The sequence below is a fragment of the Amycolatopsis sp. NPDC058986 genome (assembly GCF_042741125.1).
Classification (GTDB): Bacteria; Actinomycetota; Actinomycetes; order Mycobacteriales; family Pseudonocardiaceae; genus Amycolatopsis.
The window spans coordinates 48,169-63,698 of record NZ_JBHYJW010000023.1; the positions used below are offsets into that span (position 1 = coordinate 48,169).

A 15,530-nucleotide genomic window follows, 5' to 3' on the forward strand; every position below is an offset into this window, starting at 1 on the left:
GAGCGCCCCTCCCCCGTGCTCGCACCACGGCACATTTCTGCGCGTCCGGTGTCAGCAGCCCGCGTGACCGTCGTAGGTGACGCGGGCTTCGGCGATCGCCTCGCGGTACCGCTCGGCCCAGCCCACCAGCCCGCTCAAGCTCTCGTAGAGCTCCTTCGCCATCGGCGTCGCCTCGTACTCGACCTTCGGCGGGACCGTCGGATACACCGTGCGCGCGAGCAGGCCGTCCCGCTCCAGATTGCGCAGGGTCAGCGTCAGCATCCGGCGGCTGATCCCCTCGACGGACCGTTCCAGTTCGGTGAAGCGGACCGGACCGCGGGTCGCCTCCAGCAGGATGCCGATCGCCCACTTGCCACTGACCCGGTTGATGACCTCGAGCACAGTGCAGGCATCCATTTTCCCGGGGTCCAGCCCCGCTGCCTGGTCGGGTACAGCGATGTTCCTCTGGGACATGAAAGTGCCTCCTTACGGCGCCGCCCCATGGTCACACATGATGTGCACCGTAACAAGTCGTGCCCTGTGCACGACCTGGGGAAACGTACTGGAGGGACCAGAAATGTCCGAAGCCAACCGCTCTCGGGGGCTCGCGCTCGCCGTGCTGAGCGCCGCGTCGCTGATGGTGGTGCTCGACAGCAGCATCGTCGCCGTGGCACTCCCGGCCATCCAGGCCGAACTCGGCTTCGGCCCGGCCGGGCTGGCCTGGGTGGTCAACGCCTACCTCGTCGCGTTCGGCGGCCTGCTCCTGCTGTCCGGCAGGCTCGGCGACCTCGTCGGACGGCGCCGGGTGTTCCTCGGCGGACTGACGCTGTTCACCGTGGCCTCGCTGGCGGCGGGCGTCTCGGCCGACGCGTCCGTGCTCGTGGTGTCCCGGTTCGCGCAGGGAGTCGGCGGCGCACTCGCGTCCGCCGTGGTGCTGGGCATGATCGTGACGATGTACCCCGAGCCGCGGGCACGGGCGAAGGCGATCGGCGTCTACAGCTTCACGCAGGCGGCGGGCGCGTCGCTCGGCCTCATCGCGGGTGGCGCGCTCACCCAGGCGCTGAACTGGCACTGGACGTTCTACGTCAACCTGCCGATCGGGATCGCCGCGCTGGTGCTCGCGCTGTGGGTGATCGAACCGGACCGCGGCACCGGGCTGCGCGCCGGGATCGACGCGCTCGGCGCGGTGCTGGTGACCGGCGGCGTGATGCTGCTCGTGTTCGCGATCATCCAGGCGGGCGAACGCGGCATCGGCGACGTCCGCACGTCCGGCTCGTTCGCCGCGGCGGTGCTCCTGCTGGCCGGTTTCGTGCTGCGGCAAGCGAAAGCGCGTACTCCGCTGCTGCCGCTGCGGCTCTTCCGCGTCCGCGCCGTCACCGGCGCGAACCTCGTGATGGTCCTGATGGTGTCCGGGCTGCTCGGCTTCCAGTTCGTCACCGCGCTGTACCTGCAGAAGGTGCTCGGGCTCGACGCGCTCGGCACCGGGTTCGCCTTCCTGCCCGCGCCGGTGATGATCGCGATCGGCTCGCTCGGCTTCGCCGACCGGCTCAGCGCGCGCTTCGGCCCCCGCGCGATGCTGATCACCGGGATCGGCGTGATCATCGTGGCGATGCTCCTGCTGGCCAGGGTTCCCGCCGACGGCCACTACGTCGTCGACGTGCTGCCCGCGCTGGTCCTGATGGGCACCGGCGGCGGGGTCGCCATCCCGGCGCTGATGGGGCTCGCGATGTCCGGGGCCGCCCCGGAGGACTCCGGCGTCGCCTCCGGGCTGATCAACACGACCCAGCAGGTCGGGGCCGCCATCGGCACCGCCGTGCTGGCCACCGCCGCGGCGGCCCGCGCCGACGGGCTGGTCGCGGCGGGCGCGGAGATCCGCGAAGCGCTGGCGAGCGGGTACCGGCTGGCCTACGGGCTGAGCGCCGGGTTCCTCGCGGCGGCGGTGCTGGCCGCGGCACTCGTCCTGGCGACGCGGAAGCCGCGCCCGGTGGTTCAGCCGGAACTTTCGGCCGCCGGCGAGGCCAGGTAACCCAGCAGGCCGCGGTGGCCCCGCCGCATCATCAGCGCGTGGTTCACGCGGAAGACCGGCCGGGCCACCGTGTCCAGCTTGCGCAGCAACGGTTTGCGCGCCAGGACGTCCTGCGCGATCTCCAGGCGGGTGCCCTCGCGCACGGGACCGATCGTCCCGGTGAGGACACCCTCGAGGTCACCGCTGAGCCGGACCCGGACCCGGCCCGCCCGCTCGTCCTGCTGATCCCGGTGCATCCGGACGACGAGCCGGAACGGCAGCCGGGATCGGCAGACGAGTTCGGCGGTGTCCTCGTCGAGCTGCCGGACCGAGCGGACATCGGCCCACCATCGCGGGTAGGACTCCAGATCGACCACCGCGCCGAACACGCGCTCGGGCGCCACGGCCGGGAGGAGCCAGGTGCTGCGGAAGCGGTAGCGCGCGAACATCGGTCACGCCGTGGCCGGGGCCGAAACCAGCTTCCGCCCGTTCATCGTGACGATGTCCACCGAGGCCACGTCGTCCGGCGCGACCAGCGCGGAACCGTCGAGTGTGAAGCCTTCGTGCTCCCACTTCGCCGAAACCTGCCAGCTCCCCGCGGCGATACGACGGCCGTCCTTCGCCACCACCTGCAGCTGGCACCGCTCCCCCGCCGGGATGCCCTGGACCTGGACCTGCACCTTGACCCAGCCCGCGAACGGGAACACCTTCGCGTCGAGACTCGCCTTCGTGACCGGGTCGGTGGTGGGCGGCAGCTGGCGCGGTGCCGGTCCCTGGGGTGTGGAGGTCGGCGGCGTGGGCGTCGGTTCGGCTACCGGCGCCGCGGTCTGCCTGCCGATCACCCAACCGGCGCCGAGCGTGACCACGGCGAGCAGGACGACCGCGGCGGCGACCAGCACCCGAGGCTTGCGTCGCGGCTGGTAGGGCTGCGAAGCGGCATCGGCTTCTTCGGCCCGCGCCCGGTGCAGGGCACGTTGCAGCAGCAGGTCGCCTCCCTCGGGCGGGCCGTCGAGGAACGCTTCGGGTGGCACGTCATCGAGGACGCGACGAAGCGCTGTCAGCTCACCGAGTTCGTGCCGGCACTGCCCGCAGATCGCCAGATGCCGCCGTTCGAACTCGGCCGCCTCGGCCGGGTCCAGCGCGCCGAGGGAGTACGCGCCGAGCAGCGCGTGATCCTGTTCCATCGCGTTGTTCATCGCGCTGCCTCCCTTCCCCCGCTCGACATCGCGGCACGGAGGGCACGCAACGCGTAGTAGGACCTGGACTTGACGGTACCGGGCGCGATCCCGAGGACCTTCGCCGCTTCGGTCATCGTCCGGCCCCGGTAGTAGAGCTCGACGAGGACTTCCCGGTGTTCGGTGGTCAGCCCGTCCATCGCGCCGAGCACCGCCATCGAGTCGACGACCCCCTGCGCGTGGTCGCGTTCCACCGCGAGCAACGGAACACCCGAGGCCGGTTCGGCCACTTCCTGTGGCCGGGCCGCGCGCGCCCGCGCCCGGTCGGTGACCAGGTTGCGGGCCACCGTCAGCAACCAGCCGCGGACCGAGCCCTTGCCGTCGTTCTGCAGATCGTCGGCGTGTTTCCAGGCGCGGACCAGCGTCTCCTGGACGATGTCCTCGGCCGCGGCGCGATCGCCGGTCAGCCTCGTCGCGTACGCCAGCAGGCTCCGGCCGTGTTCGGCGTAGAGCTGCCGGATGAGGTCCTCACCCTTGGCCCTCTTGGGCCGCCAGCCTCCGATGGCCACCCTGGTCCTTCCGACGGCGTTCTGGGTCGGCGTGGACAGTACTGCAAGCCGCCCGCCCCGGGGTGAGTTCCTGGGCAGGCCCAGCACGGCCACGCTGCTCATCGGCTGACCGTCCTTCCTCACTGTGCTCGATACCCTGCACACGGCCGAGCGCGCCCAGCGGTTCAAAACGGCGCCGGATGTCGCCCATCCGTGGCCCGGCGTGACAGCGCGGTGAGTCGCGCCGACGTGACGCGATAGCAGTGCGGCCATCCCGAACACACAAATCACCTCGCCCCGGGAAATTGGCCGAATACATATTCACCGCACATTGTCCGAACATTCCATAAACAATCAGAAGTCGCCTCGTTGAGCCAGAAGGGTTAGCCGACAAGACATTCACTGTGATGTGCATCACAGTAGACGAGGACGAGATCTTTTCCTCCTAATATTTGCCGAGGGAGGGTGTGCTCACGATGGGGGATTTCCGTTGTCCCGGCTACCGGTAATAGGTACCCGCCGGGCAAACGCAGCCAATCCGAAAACCGCCCGCGGACCGGCGACGCCGAATCCGCGGCGCCGTCACGAGCCCGCCGGTACTCGTCTCCGAACCCACAACCTGAAAGGTTCCGCGATGCAGCACCGCAGAAGACCTGGAACAAGAGCAGCCGTGCCCGCCACGGTGGCACTGACCGCGCTCGGAACGCTCACTCTGGGCGCCCCGAGCGCCTACGCCGCCGACATCGACGTTCCCTGTGATCCGGCGGCATTGATCCGGGAGGTCATCGCGGCGAACGCCTCCGCCGACCCGGACACCTTGTCCCTGGCGCCGAACTGCGTCTACACCCTCACCACCCCCGCCGACGCCACGTGGGTTGCCGGGTTGCCCGCCATCCGGGGAAAGCTCACCATCAACGGCAACCACGCCACGATCGCCAGGGCGCAGGACGCGCCCCAGTTCCGGCTCATCTCCAACTGGGGCGACCTGACGCTCAACGAAATCACACTCACCGGCGGCCACGCCCCCGACGGCGTCGGCACCGACTCCTACGGGGAAGGAAAACCGGGCGGGAGCGGCGGCGGTATCGAGAACTGGGGCCCGTTGACACTCACCAACAGCGTGCTCACCGGCAACACCGCCGGGGCCGGCGCTCCCGGCGCCGACGCCACAGCCACCACCCACGCCGGGCGCGGTGGCCTGGGCGGATTCGGCGGTGGCGTCTCGTCCTACAGCAGCACCTCGGTGCCACTGACCGTCACCAACAGCCTGATCACCGGCAACATCACCGGCGCGGGCGGCAGGGGCGGCAACGGCACGGGCAAGGAGCCCGGTGGCCGGGGCGGCTCGGGTGGTTTCGGCGGCGGCGTCGAGGGCACCAGCGGCAGCGTCCTGCGCATCACCGGCAGCAGCATCACCGGCAACAGCGCCGCGGACGGTGCCAAGGGTGGTGCCGGAGGTCCCGACGGCGGTGGGGCCGGAGACGGCGGCAGCGGCGGTACGGGCGCCGGGGTGTTCATCTCCGCCAATCAGGGTCAGCCACTGAACCCGGCCATCACCGACACCAAGATCACCGCCAACCGCGCGGGCCGCGGCGGCGACGGCGGCGTTGCGGGGCCCGGTGGATACGCGGGCTGGGCAGGCTACGGCGGTAGCGGCGGCGGATTCGGCGTCTTCTACGACACCCTCACCCTCGACGGCGGCGCGGTCACCGACAACAGCGCGGGCGACCCCGGCGCGGGCGCCTACCCGCTCGCCGCCAGCGGCGGCGGTATCTACACGCTGAGCGCCCACGTCACGCTGGCCAACGGGGCGGTGGTGAGCGGCAACCGGCCCGACAACTGCTACGCCGTCGCCGATGTGCCCGGTTGCGTCAACACCCTGCGGGCCGCCGGGCTCCAGCGCACGGGCGACGCCACTGTCCGGGACCACCTGGCCGAGGACCTTGCGCTTCGGCAGCACGACGCCGCCTCGGCAGTGGCGGGTAAGTGACTCGCGGGGCTGGTCGGCCGACCAGCCGATGACGGTTCGTGCCCGGCCGGTTTTCCGGCCGGGCACGAGCTTTCCGGGCACCCGCGCCACACGACGCCGGGGCATCCCGATGATCGGGACGGAACCCTTGCCGATCTTCGCACCGCGTTCCTAAGCTGCCCCCGGCCGGCCCACCGCGGGCGGGCACCGCCGCCTTGGAGAAAGCCGAGGTCCGCTGTGCCCGAAAAACCCCGGCGCTTGCTCGTGCTGCTCGCCGCGTACCTGGCGGCGGCCGGGTGTGCGGCTCCCGCGCCCGCCCCTCGGCGGGAATCCGCGGCCGGGCTCACCGCGACGCTGACCACCCCGCTGGACATCGTGCTGCGCTGGCCGGACGATCCCGCCGCCGCGGGCACCATGCTCGAATTCGCCACGGACCCGAACGGGCCGTACACCACCCTGCAGTACCTGCCACCACACCTGACGACCTACACACACCCGGATCTGCTGCCGCAGACGTCGTTCTACTACCGGATACGGCCGTTCTTCGGCCCCGCCTCGGCTCCCCTGGCGGACGGCACGCAGCCTGCCGCCCCGCCACCCGCTGGTGCTCCGGTGCCGGTGCGCACTCCCGGCGACGCCGCGGCCCCGGTGGGCTTGCACTCGGCGCGCGAGGCCGACGGCACGCTCAAGTTCACCTGGGCCGACCGGACCACCGACGAGGAGGGTTTCCTTCTGGAGCAACGGAAACCGGGCACGGCGATGTTCGCGCCGGTCGAGGTGACCGGCGCGAACACGACGTCGTGCGAGCTGTCGACGTTGCCCGGCGAGGAAGGCGCCGCCTACCGCGTGCGTGCCTTCTTCACCGGACCGCCGTCACCGCTGGCCCATCAGACCACCGGCGCACAACGGTGACTACGCCAGACGGGGTCTACGCGAGAACGTGGCGAAGGAACTCGCCGGTGTAGCTCTCCTCGATGTCGGCGACCTGTTCCGGCGTCCCCTCTGCGACGACGGTGCCACCGCCGGACCCGCCCTCCGGGCCCATGTCGATGATCCAGTCCGAGGTCTTGATGACGTCGAGGTTGTGCTCGATGACGATCACCGTGTTCCCCTTGTCCACCAGCCCGTTGATCACGCCGATCAGCTTGCTGATGTCCTCGAAGTGCAGACCGGTGGTCGGCTCGTCGAGGATGTAGACCGTCTTGCCGGTGGACCGCTTCTGCAGCTCGCTGGCGAGCTTGACGCGCTGCGCCTCGCCGCCGGACAGCGTCGGCGCGGGCTGGCCCAGCCGGACGTAGCCGAGCCCGACGTCGACGAGCGTCTTCAGGTGCCGGTGGATCGCCTTGATCGGCTCGAAGAACTCGGCGGCCTCCTCGATCGGCATGTCCAGCACGTCCGAGACGGTCTTGCCCTTGTAGTGCACTTCCAGCGTCTCGCGGTTGTACCGCGCGCCCTTGCACACCTCGCACGGGACGTAGACGTCCGGCAGGAAGTTCATCTCGATCTTGATCGTGCCGTCACCGGCGCAGGCCTCGCACCGGCCGCCCTTGACGTTGAAGGAGAACCGGCCCTGCTGGTAGCCGCGCACCTTCGCCTCGGTGGTCGCGGCGAACAGCTTGCGCACGTGGTCCCAGACCCCGGTGTAGGTGGCAGGGTTGGACCGCGGCGTCCGCCCGATCGGCGACTGGTCCACCCGCACGAGCTTGTCCACATTGGCCAGTCCGTTGACCCGGGTGTGCCGCCCCGGCACCTGCCGCGCGCCGTTGAGCTTGTTGGCCAGCACGGTCGCGAGGATGTCGTTGACCAGCGTCGACTTCCCCGACCCGGACACCCCGGTGACCGAGACCAGGCAGCCGAGCGGGAACGACACGTCCAGCCCGCGCAGGTTGTGCTCGCGCGCGCCGACCACGGTCAGCTGGCGCTTCTTGTCGACCGGGCGCCGGATGCCCGGCACGTCGATCACCCTGCGGCCGGACAGGTAGTCCCCGGTGAGCGATCCCTTGGCCCGCAACAGCTTCTTGAACGGTCCACTGTGGACGATGTGACCGCCGTGCTCGCCGGCGCCGGGGCCGATGTCGACCACCCAGTCGCTGGCGCGGATGGTGTCCTCGTCGTGCTCGACCACGATCAGCGTGTTGCCGAGGTCGCGCAGCCGGGTCAGCGTCTCGATCAGCCGGTGGTTGTCCCGCTGGTGCAGCCCGATCGACGGCTCGTCGAGCACGTAGAGCACGCCGACGAGACCCGAGCCGATCTGGGTGGCGAGCCGGATGCGCTGTGCCTCGCCGCCGGAGAGTGTGGCCGAAGCCCTGTCCAGCGAGAGGTAGTTGAGCCCGACGTCGAGCAGGAAGCGCAGGCGCGCCTGGATCTCCTTGAGGACCGCGCCCGCGATCATCGCCTCGCGCTGGCCGAGCACCAGTTCGTCGAGGAACTCCGAGGCCTCCGCGATGGACAGCGCGCACACCTCGGCGATGGAGCGATCGCCCTGGGTCTGGTGCTCGAGGGTGACCGCGAGGATCTCCGGCTTGAGCCGGGTGCCCTGACAGGCCGGGCACGGGACCTCGCGCATGTAGCCCTCGTACCGCTCGCGCATGTACTCGGACTCGGTCTGCTCCTGGCGGCGTTCCAGGAACGGGATCACGCCCTCGAAGTTCGCGTAGTACGACCGCTGGCGGCCGTAACGGTTCTTGTAGCGGACGTGGACCTGCTCGTCGACGCCGTGCAGCACCGCCTTCTGCGCGCGGGCGGGCAACTTGCGCCACGGTGTGTCCATCCGGAAGCCGATGGTCTCCGACAGCGATTCGAGCAGCCGGACGAAGTAGTCCGCGGACTGCCCGCCCGCCCACGGCGCGATGGCGCCCTCGGCCAGCGACAGCTCGTCGTCGGGGACGACCAGCTCGGGGTCGACCTCCTTGCGCACACCGATCCCGGTGCACTCGGGACAGGCGCCGTAGGGCGAGTTGAAGGAGAACGATCGCGGTTCGAGGTCCTCGATGGCCAGCGGGTGCCCGTTGGGGCAGGCGAGGTTCTCGGAGAACCCGCGGATGCGGTGCGCGTCGTGCTCCGGCAGGTCGACGAACTCCAGCTCGACCAGCCCGTCGGCCAGCCGCAGCGCCGTCTCCACCGAGTCGGTGAGCCGCTGCCGCGAGCTCGACTTCACGGTGAGCCGGTCGATCACGACGCCGATCTGGTGCTTCTCTTGTTTCTTGAGCTTCGGCGGGTCGGTGAGCGGGTGCACCGTGCCGTCGACGACCACGCGCGCGTAGCCCTGCTGCTGCAGGTTCTCGAACAGGTCGACGTACTCGCCCTTGCGCCCGCGCACGACCGGGGCGATCACCTGGAAGCGGGTGCCGTCCTCCATCGCGAGCACCTGGTCGACGATCTGCTGCGGGGTCTGCTTGCTGATCGCCTCGCCACACTTCGGGCAGTGCGCCTTGCCCGCCCGCGCGTACAGCAGCCGGAGGTAGTCGTACACCTCGGTGATCGTGCCGACGGTCGAACGGGGGTTGCGCGAGGTCGACTTCTGGTCGATCGACACCGCGGGCGAAAGGCCCTCGATGAAGTCGACGTCCGGCTTGTCCATCTGCCCGAGGAACTGCCGGGCGTAGGCGGACAGCGACTCGACGTAGCGACGCTGCCCCTCGGCGAAGATGGTGTCGAACGCGAGGCTCGACTTGCCGGACCCGGACAGGCCGGTGAACACGATCAGGCTGTCGCGGGGCAGATCCAGATCCACACCGCGGAGGTTGTGCTCGCGGGCGCCGCGAACAACGAGGCGATCAGCCACGCCAGGTCCCTTCAATCTTGCTGGTCAGCTGCGGGGGCCGACCCCGGTTCGAGCTACACGGGCGGCCGCGTCCCATGCTAGGACGCACCACCGACAAAAACCGGCGCCGTCTCCCTCGGCGGGGTCGCGACGGCGGCTCCGGAGGTTTCCGGCGACGGGGTGAGCAACCGGTGGGCCGGTCGTTCGACGAGCATGGTGAGCGGCCCCAGTTCGGCAACGCGCGGGCCGGACGCAAGTCACTACCTGATGCACCGGATAAAGACGATACGAGATGCCTGCGCGTCACCCGACGACCGGGGCACGTTCCGGGTTACCCGGCCGACGCGGCGAAACACCCCGATGGGTGACCCGCCTGAGCCGCCTGTCCCGCCGGGGAAGCGCCCGCGTGGGTGGAACGCCCCGCAGCGCCACGACTACGGTGGGAAAGGTGAACATCGTCGAGACCTACACCGGGCACGTCGAGCCGGGCGGGGACGCCGCCCGCCGCACCCTGGACGCGCTGACCATCACGAAGCTGTCCGTCGGCCCGATGGACAACAACGCGTATCTGCTCGTGTGCCGCGCGCAGAACGAAGCCCTGCTGATCGACGCCGCGAACGACCCCGAGCGGATCTCCGACCTGATCGGCCACGGCCCCGACCGTCCCGCGCTGCGCACGGTCGTGACCACCCACCAGCACCAGGACCATTGGCAGGCCCTCGGCGCGGTCGCCGGCGCCAACGGCGCGAACACCGCCGCCCACCCCCTCGACGCCGACCCCCTGCCGGTCCCGCCGGACTTCCTGGTCGAGCACGGGGACACACTCAAGGTGGGTCAGGTCACCCTGGAGGTCATCCACCTCCGCGGCCACACCCCCGGCTCGATCGCTCTCCTGTACCGCGACCCGTCCGGCCACCCGCACCTGTTCACCGGCGACTCCCTGTTCCCGGGCGGCGTGGGCAAGACGGGGACGCCGGAGAACTTCACCTCGCTGCTGAACGACGTTTCGGAGCGGCTGTTCGACGCGCTCCCGGACGACACGTGGTTCTACCCCGGCCACGGCGACGACTCCACGCTCGGCGCCGAACGGCCCAAGCTCACCGAATGGCGCGAACGCGGCTGGTGAATCTTTGACGGGTGGGACCGCTCAATGTCTGCGGCGGCCCCACCCGGCCTTCAGTCCTCGTATCGTTTTGTCACGATGAAAGCTGTGCCAGCGAGCGCTTCCCCAACAGCGGTTTTCGCCCAGGCGGCGAGTACATCGGATTGCCCACCGCTACGGTTCAGCAGTTCGATGATCTCCGAGAGCTTCGGCGGTTCTGACCGAGCACAGTCTAGTACTGACTTTCCGGTCGCACTGTCGCTGTCCTCGGTTCGCGGACCGTCCGGAACCCATCGACATATCTCAATGTTCCATTCCGTCCTTGCCCACTTGCCGTTCGGCATCGGCGCCTGGACATTGAGGAAGTACCGGTCCTCGTCTTCGTCGTACGGATCATCACTGATCTCGAACCCATCGATGAGCAACCGAGCTTCATCGTTGGCACACTGCAGGTAAGCGTCAAAAAGCAAGCGTAGGTCCGCAACAGCTTGCTCAAGTTCAGCCTGGCCCAGCCCCTCTTCGAGGCTGTTCAGGTTGTCGCGATTCTCCTTATCCAACTCGGAGACCGACACATCGAGGGCCACGAACGGAGAATGGAAGTCCCAGACACGGCGCTTCTCCGGATCCGGTGGCTCGACTGCCTCGGTGAACTCGGCCAGCTCGTCTCGAAGTGCGCGAGCCTCGGTTTCCAACTCCGCACTGATCGCGGTTTTAACGGGTTCCGGCACAGCAGCAACCGCGGTGTCCAGGTCTGTCAGGGCGCGGTGCAGGAGCAGCATGGCCTGCTCGTACCAAAGGCTGTGCGCCCCCTCGATAAGGTCCGGCCGGGCATTTCGATCGGTCAATGCGGCCAGGTGACGCGCCGGGTAGTGGCGGAATTCTCCACCTCGCTCGTCCCAATCGCTGACCGGCACCGTGGCGCAAGCGGAGACCCGGTTCAGTACGTCGACGATCGGCGCGGCGAGCGCCGTGTCATCAACGCTTGTAACAGTGGAGGACACGACGCCAGCCAGCCCATGGTAAGTGGCCAGGATCTGGACTTTTCCACGATTGGCATGCTGAGAGTAGATGGTCATGGGTGTACCCCTTCAGCCGACGCCGCGGCGGGCGGAGTCGGCAACAGACAAGGAAGTTCAGTGGACGAGGCCGAGCGCAGGCACTGTCCAACGCTCCATGCCTCAGAAGAGAGTCAGCGGTGGTTCAGGTCCGATCCCGAACTCCTTGCATCAGCGCCACAGTACAGAGAATCCTGCCAGGTCGGCAATCATCACCGTGTGTTCGGCGAGTCGCTCGACACCGAAGGCGCACCAGCCTCCCTGCGTACACGAACCCAGCCACCCCCGCTGAGCACGAGGTTGTCAGCTGTCCGATCGCCATAGCGCGGAGACGGGAACCGCCCAGATGCGGTCCCCCAACGGCAAGGTCTGGGAACCGGTATGAACGACCAGACCGGTGGTGAATCGGCTCCCCAGCTTGTCCCGCAGCATCATCAGATGTTTGGCGTGCCGAGCCGTCGGCGTGCTGGTCAACTTGATCTCCAGTCCAGCCAGCTCGCCGGTCCGTCGATCTTCCGCGATCAGATCCACCTCGGCTCCATCGCGATCGCGAAAGTAGGACAGGTCCACGCTTCGCTCGCTCCAGGTCGCCTGCTTGAGGACCTCTGTGATGACAAATGTCTCAAACAACGCGCCTGCCGCCGTGCCATCTGCCGCCGGAGCGAACGTTTGCTCGCCGAGGCCGCAGAGATCGGCTGCGAGCCCGGTGTCCACAACCACAACCTTGGGCCGTCGCTTCGCCCTGTTGGTGATGTTGGTAGACCATGCGGGCAGCAATGTCACCAGATGGAGGGCTTCGAGCAGCGTGACGTAGTTCGATGCCGTCTCACGACCGACTTCGGCGTCACCCGCGATGCCCGAGACAACAAGTTCCTGACCTGTGCGAGCGGCCAAGAGCCGCAGCAGCCGACGCAGCTCCGTCTCCAGGCGAACCTCTGCGATGGGACGAAGTGCCTCCCGCGAGACGACATCATGCACATACGCCTCGAACCAGTTCCGGCGCTGCCGTCCGGCCAAGCCCTCGGTGACGATCTCGGGATAGCCACCTTCCAGCAGCGTCCGCACCAGGTCTGCGCGGGGCAAGGCTTCGGTCTTTCCAGGCCAGCTTGCCGGCTCGAACAGGAGGTCCAGGAACGTCTCTCGCACTCCGAGCCGCTCGCCCATGGACAGCGGCCAAAGCGACAGCCGACCGGCGCGGCCCGCGAGCGTCTCCGACAAACCTCGGTCAGCCAGATAGTTGGTTGACCCGGTCAACAACAACTGCCCTCGCATGCGGTCTCGATCAGCCGCCTGCTTCACGGCGAGAAGAAACCCTCGTCCCGCTCGCTGGAACTCATCGATCGCCGCCGGCCGCGGCAAGGCCTCGACGAACCCGACAGGGTCATCCGATGCCCGAGCCAGCACGCCCTCGTCGTCAAAGCTGAACCAGGCATGCCCTGGCAGGTCGAGCAGGTCTCGCACCAGCGTGGTCTTCCCCGTCTGCCGCGCCCCGCCCAGCAACACGACACGAAACGAGGAGAGCAGTTCAGTTACCCTGGGCGCTGTGGTTGCGCCGTACCAGACCCGTCACAACCACAGCCTAGCCGACAGAACGCGGACCTGCTAACCAGCAAAACGCGCCACCAATAGTCGACAGATCGCGACACGCCTGACGCCGCCGAGTCGCTGACATGTTCACCGCTGTTGTGATTCACTGTTCCCGAGCGGCGTGGGTAAGACGGGGACGCCGGAGAACTTCACCTCGCTGCTGAACGACGTTTCGGAGCGGCTGTTCGATGCGCTCCCGGACGACACGTGGTTCTACCCCGGCCACGGCGACGACTCCACGCTCGGCGCCGAACGGCCCAAGCTCACGGAGTGGCGCGAACGCGGCTGGTGAGTCACCAGTAGTCAGGGGTGTGGTTACTTTACCCCCCTGACTACTGGCAGCCTTATCGAAAGGCCAGCCGATACGGGTAAGTCAGTCGCCATTTCTCGCGCAGTGCAAGAACCGAGACATCAACACTGGTAAAATCTGCTCTCGCACGCATGGCTTGGATCTGAGGCCAGCTCACGACGCCTCCTGACAAGGCATTTTTGAACAGGGTTGCAACCTCTTCAGACACCTCTCGCCGCATGAACTGCCGCAATGTCCGCGTTCCATCGGTCACGATAAAACCCCACCCACGCCGGGCACAGTATTTTCGGGCAGCTTCGGCCTTTTCCTGATTGATCCAACTGGCCATGTCAGGCAGCCCTTTGACCTCTACAAGAACACATCGCCCATCGTCAAGCCACACCAACAGATCCGGGTAGTAAGTGCGCACCCTGCCGTCCAAGAAGTATTCAATGGCCACGGGTTGCTCGCAAAACCACTCAACATTAGCGGCATAGCTCAGAGTACGGACCATGTACATCTCGTTGACTGATTCGCAAGCGACCTTGCGGCCGACCTTGGCCGACTCCCATTCAGTGGAGCCAGGGCGCGGATTCACTTCACGAAGTGGCGAAAAGTCCGACCGGTCTGGTGCAATCTCCGCCAAGGTTTCCGGCCACTCGACGTCGTCGAGGATGGCGGCCCAGCGTCGGGTAGCCCGTTCGGCGAAACCGGCCGCCTTGACCTCAGCGACGAGATTCTGCCGCAAGGAGGCGAGCGCGCCTCCCACCGCAGACGACAGGTCGTCCGCGCCGCGCCCGAGGTAGACACCGGCCAGAACTGCGATCAGCTCACAGACCATGCGGGGCTCCGCACCCGGAAACGCTGCCACAGAGATGGCGACCAGGCATTCTGCTAGCCCTACGCCCGCTGCCGCCGACTCTGCGACCAGACACACGAAGGCATCGTGCACATGATCACTTTTTCGACGAGCTCGACCCCGTAAACGCCGCAATGCGTTGCCTTGGAGCCGCGATATCTCCGACGAGCTCACTCCACGGATGCCACCAATCGCCTTCTGCGTCTGGGGCTCTTCCCCGCTCAGCCCCAACCTTCGAGCGAGGACATCGGAATGGCTCGCAGACGCAATCTCGTCGACCGCTGTTGTAACGAGCTCCCGGATGCCCAGGATGCAATCCTGATCCCGCGCCTGGACACCCACCCAGCTGATACTTGGCAAGCCCTGCTCCACCTCGATAGACCGGAAACACACTGCAGGGATTTCACCCTACCGGGTGGCCGGTACGCCATGCCGTCATCACGTATCAGCGGCTCCCAGCGCAGTTGCATCTTCGGACGAACGACAGATCGCTCAGATGGCGATGACCTCGATCATGCTGTCCAGCCCTTTGAAGTCGGCTTCGTTCCGGGTATACAGCGGCAACTCTCGCGACGATGCGATGGCGGCGATCATCAGATCCATCCGCCGAGGCCGCGGACCCCGGTTCGCCGCGAGAACCAGCGCGACCAGCGTTCCATAACGGGCAGCCGCCTCACTGTCGAACGGCAACGGCGCGAAGTCGGCGATCGCGGCACCGAGTTTCTCGGTACGCGCCGCACGAACGGCGGCATCCTTTGCCATCGCCACACCTTGGTGCAGCTCAGCCACGGTGACAACGGTGAGTTCCGGAATCTTGGGCAATGCCGCGGGATCGAGCAGACCGAGGTCAATGTAAGTGCAGGTGTCGAGCACACCTGCCTCATGACGCTCAGTCACGAGACCGCTCCCACACATCGTCGGAATCCACGCGATCGTCGGCGCCGAAGAACTCATCGGCTTCCCGCCGCATCTGAGCAGCCTCGACCGTAGGCAACCTTCGATGTCGCTCCACCAACTCCTCAGCAGTAAGGCGACGCCTGCGCGGTATCGGCCGCAACTCAGCCACCTCGACGCCGTTGCGAGTGACGTGGTAGGTCTCGCCTGCCTCGACAGCGTCCATGACGGCAGCAGAGTTGTTGCGGAACTCCCGCTGAGTGATCACCTTCACCGCACCAGCGTAGCCACACGTAGCCCGTTGA

At 67.8% G+C, this 15,530-nt stretch carries 14 protein-coding genes and 1 pseudogene; 5 read left to right on the forward strand and 10 right to left on the reverse strand.

Annotated features, from left to right (window positions below):
• Positions 1-51: 51 nt before the first annotated feature.
• A complete protein-coding gene (locus ACFW0G_RS21155) occupies positions 52-453 on the reverse strand; it encodes a winged helix-turn-helix transcriptional regulator (RefSeq protein ID WP_378327048.1) in 402 nt (133 codons plus the stop codon).
• A 103-nt stretch (positions 454-556) separates the two neighbouring features.
• On the opposite strand from ACFW0G_RS21155, the gene ACFW0G_RS21160 reads away from it, so the two are divergent.
• Complete coding sequence (locus ACFW0G_RS21160; RefSeq protein ID WP_378327049.1) at positions 557-2,005, forward strand: DHA2 family efflux MFS transporter permease subunit; 1,449 nt, start codon at positions 557-559, stop codon at positions 2,003-2,005.
• On the opposite strand, the gene ACFW0G_RS21165 is transcribed toward ACFW0G_RS21160, so the two are convergent.
• From ACFW0G_RS21165 to ACFW0G_RS21175, 3 genes are read right to left on the reverse strand one after another with little or no spacing between them, the layout of a single operon-like run.
• Entirely contained in the window at positions 1,969-2,433 is a 465-nt protein-coding gene (locus ACFW0G_RS21165) for an SRPBCC family protein (RefSeq protein ID WP_378327050.1), read from the reverse strand. The genes ACFW0G_RS21160 and ACFW0G_RS21165 overlap by 37 nt on opposite strands.
• 3 nt (positions 2,434-2,436) lie before the next feature.
• Positions 2,437-3,180, reverse strand: coding sequence for an anti-sigma factor (locus ACFW0G_RS21170; RefSeq protein WP_378327051.1), 744 nt, complete (start codon positions 3,178-3,180; stop codon positions 2,437-2,439).
• Positions 3,177-3,728, reverse strand: a complete 552-nt coding sequence (locus ACFW0G_RS21175) for a sigma-70 family RNA polymerase sigma factor (protein ID WP_378327121.1) — start codon at positions 3,726-3,728, stop codon at positions 3,177-3,179. Before ACFW0G_RS21175 ends, ACFW0G_RS21170 begins: the two co-directional genes overlap by 4 nt.
• Positions 3,729-4,377: 649 nt before the next feature.
• Here ACFW0G_RS21175 and ACFW0G_RS21180 point away from each other — a divergent pair.
• The gene (locus ACFW0G_RS21180) at positions 4,378-5,697 is read left to right on the forward strand and encodes a hypothetical protein (RefSeq protein ID WP_378327052.1); all 1,320 of its coding nucleotides are present in this window, start codon (positions 4,378-4,380) and stop codon (positions 5,695-5,697) included.
• Between the two features lie 216 nt (positions 5,698-5,913).
• Positions 5,914-6,588, forward strand: coding sequence for a fibronectin type III domain-containing protein (locus tag ACFW0G_RS21185; protein WP_378327053.1), 675 nt, complete (start codon positions 5,914-5,916; stop codon positions 6,586-6,588).
• A 16-nt stretch (positions 6,589-6,604) separates the two neighbouring features.
• Here ACFW0G_RS21185 and uvrA read toward each other — a convergent pair whose 3' ends face one another.
• A complete protein-coding gene (gene uvrA / locus ACFW0G_RS21190; RefSeq protein ID WP_378327054.1) occupies positions 6,605-9,460 on the reverse strand; it encodes an excinuclease ABC subunit UvrA in 2,856 nt (951 codons plus the stop codon).
• A gap of 427 nt (positions 9,461-9,887) precedes the next feature.
• Between uvrA and ACFW0G_RS21195 the strand changes: the two genes are divergently transcribed.
• Positions 9,888-10,565: an MBL fold metallo-hydrolase gene (locus ACFW0G_RS21195; RefSeq protein ID WP_378327055.1), complete on the forward strand. Its 678-nt coding sequence runs from the start codon at positions 9,888-9,890 to the stop codon at positions 10,563-10,565.
• A 50-nt stretch (positions 10,566-10,615) separates the two neighbouring features.
• On the opposite strand, the gene ACFW0G_RS21200 is transcribed toward ACFW0G_RS21195, so the two are convergent.
• Both ACFW0G_RS21200 and ACFW0G_RS21205 read right to left on the reverse strand, forming a co-directional pair.
• A complete protein-coding gene (locus tag ACFW0G_RS21200) occupies positions 10,616-11,617 on the reverse strand; it encodes a hypothetical protein (RefSeq protein ID WP_378327056.1) in 1,002 nt (333 codons plus the stop codon).
• Positions 11,618-11,899: 282 nt separating this feature from the next.
• A complete protein-coding gene (locus ACFW0G_RS21205) occupies positions 11,900-13,099 on the reverse strand; it encodes an ATP-binding protein (protein WP_378327057.1) in 1,200 nt (399 codons plus the stop codon).
• Positions 13,100-13,283: 184 nt separating this feature from the next.
• Between ACFW0G_RS21205 and ACFW0G_RS21210 the strand changes: the two are divergent.
• Positions 13,284-13,475: pseudogene (locus ACFW0G_RS21210) on the forward strand (MBL fold metallo-hydrolase); the annotation flags it as partial.
• A 52-nt stretch (positions 13,476-13,527) separates the two neighbouring features.
• Here ACFW0G_RS21210 and ACFW0G_RS21215 read toward each other — a convergent pair.
• From ACFW0G_RS21215 to ACFW0G_RS21225, 3 genes are all read right to left on the reverse strand, one after another.
• Entirely contained in the window at positions 13,528-14,313 is a 786-nt protein-coding gene (locus tag ACFW0G_RS21215) for a Tn7 transposase TnsA N-terminal domain-containing protein (protein WP_378327058.1), read from the reverse strand.
• A gap of 510 nt (positions 14,314-14,823) precedes the next feature.
• Positions 14,824-15,228, reverse strand: coding sequence for a type II toxin-antitoxin system VapC family toxin (locus ACFW0G_RS21220; RefSeq protein WP_378327059.1), 405 nt, complete (start codon positions 15,226-15,228; stop codon positions 14,824-14,826).
• On the reverse strand, positions 15,221-15,499 hold the full coding sequence (locus tag ACFW0G_RS21225) for a type II toxin-antitoxin system Phd/YefM family antitoxin (protein ID WP_378327060.1): 279 nt from the start codon (positions 15,497-15,499) through the stop codon (positions 15,221-15,223). Before ACFW0G_RS21225 ends, ACFW0G_RS21220 begins: the two co-directional genes overlap by 8 nt.
• Positions 15,500-15,530 lie beyond the last annotated feature (31 nt).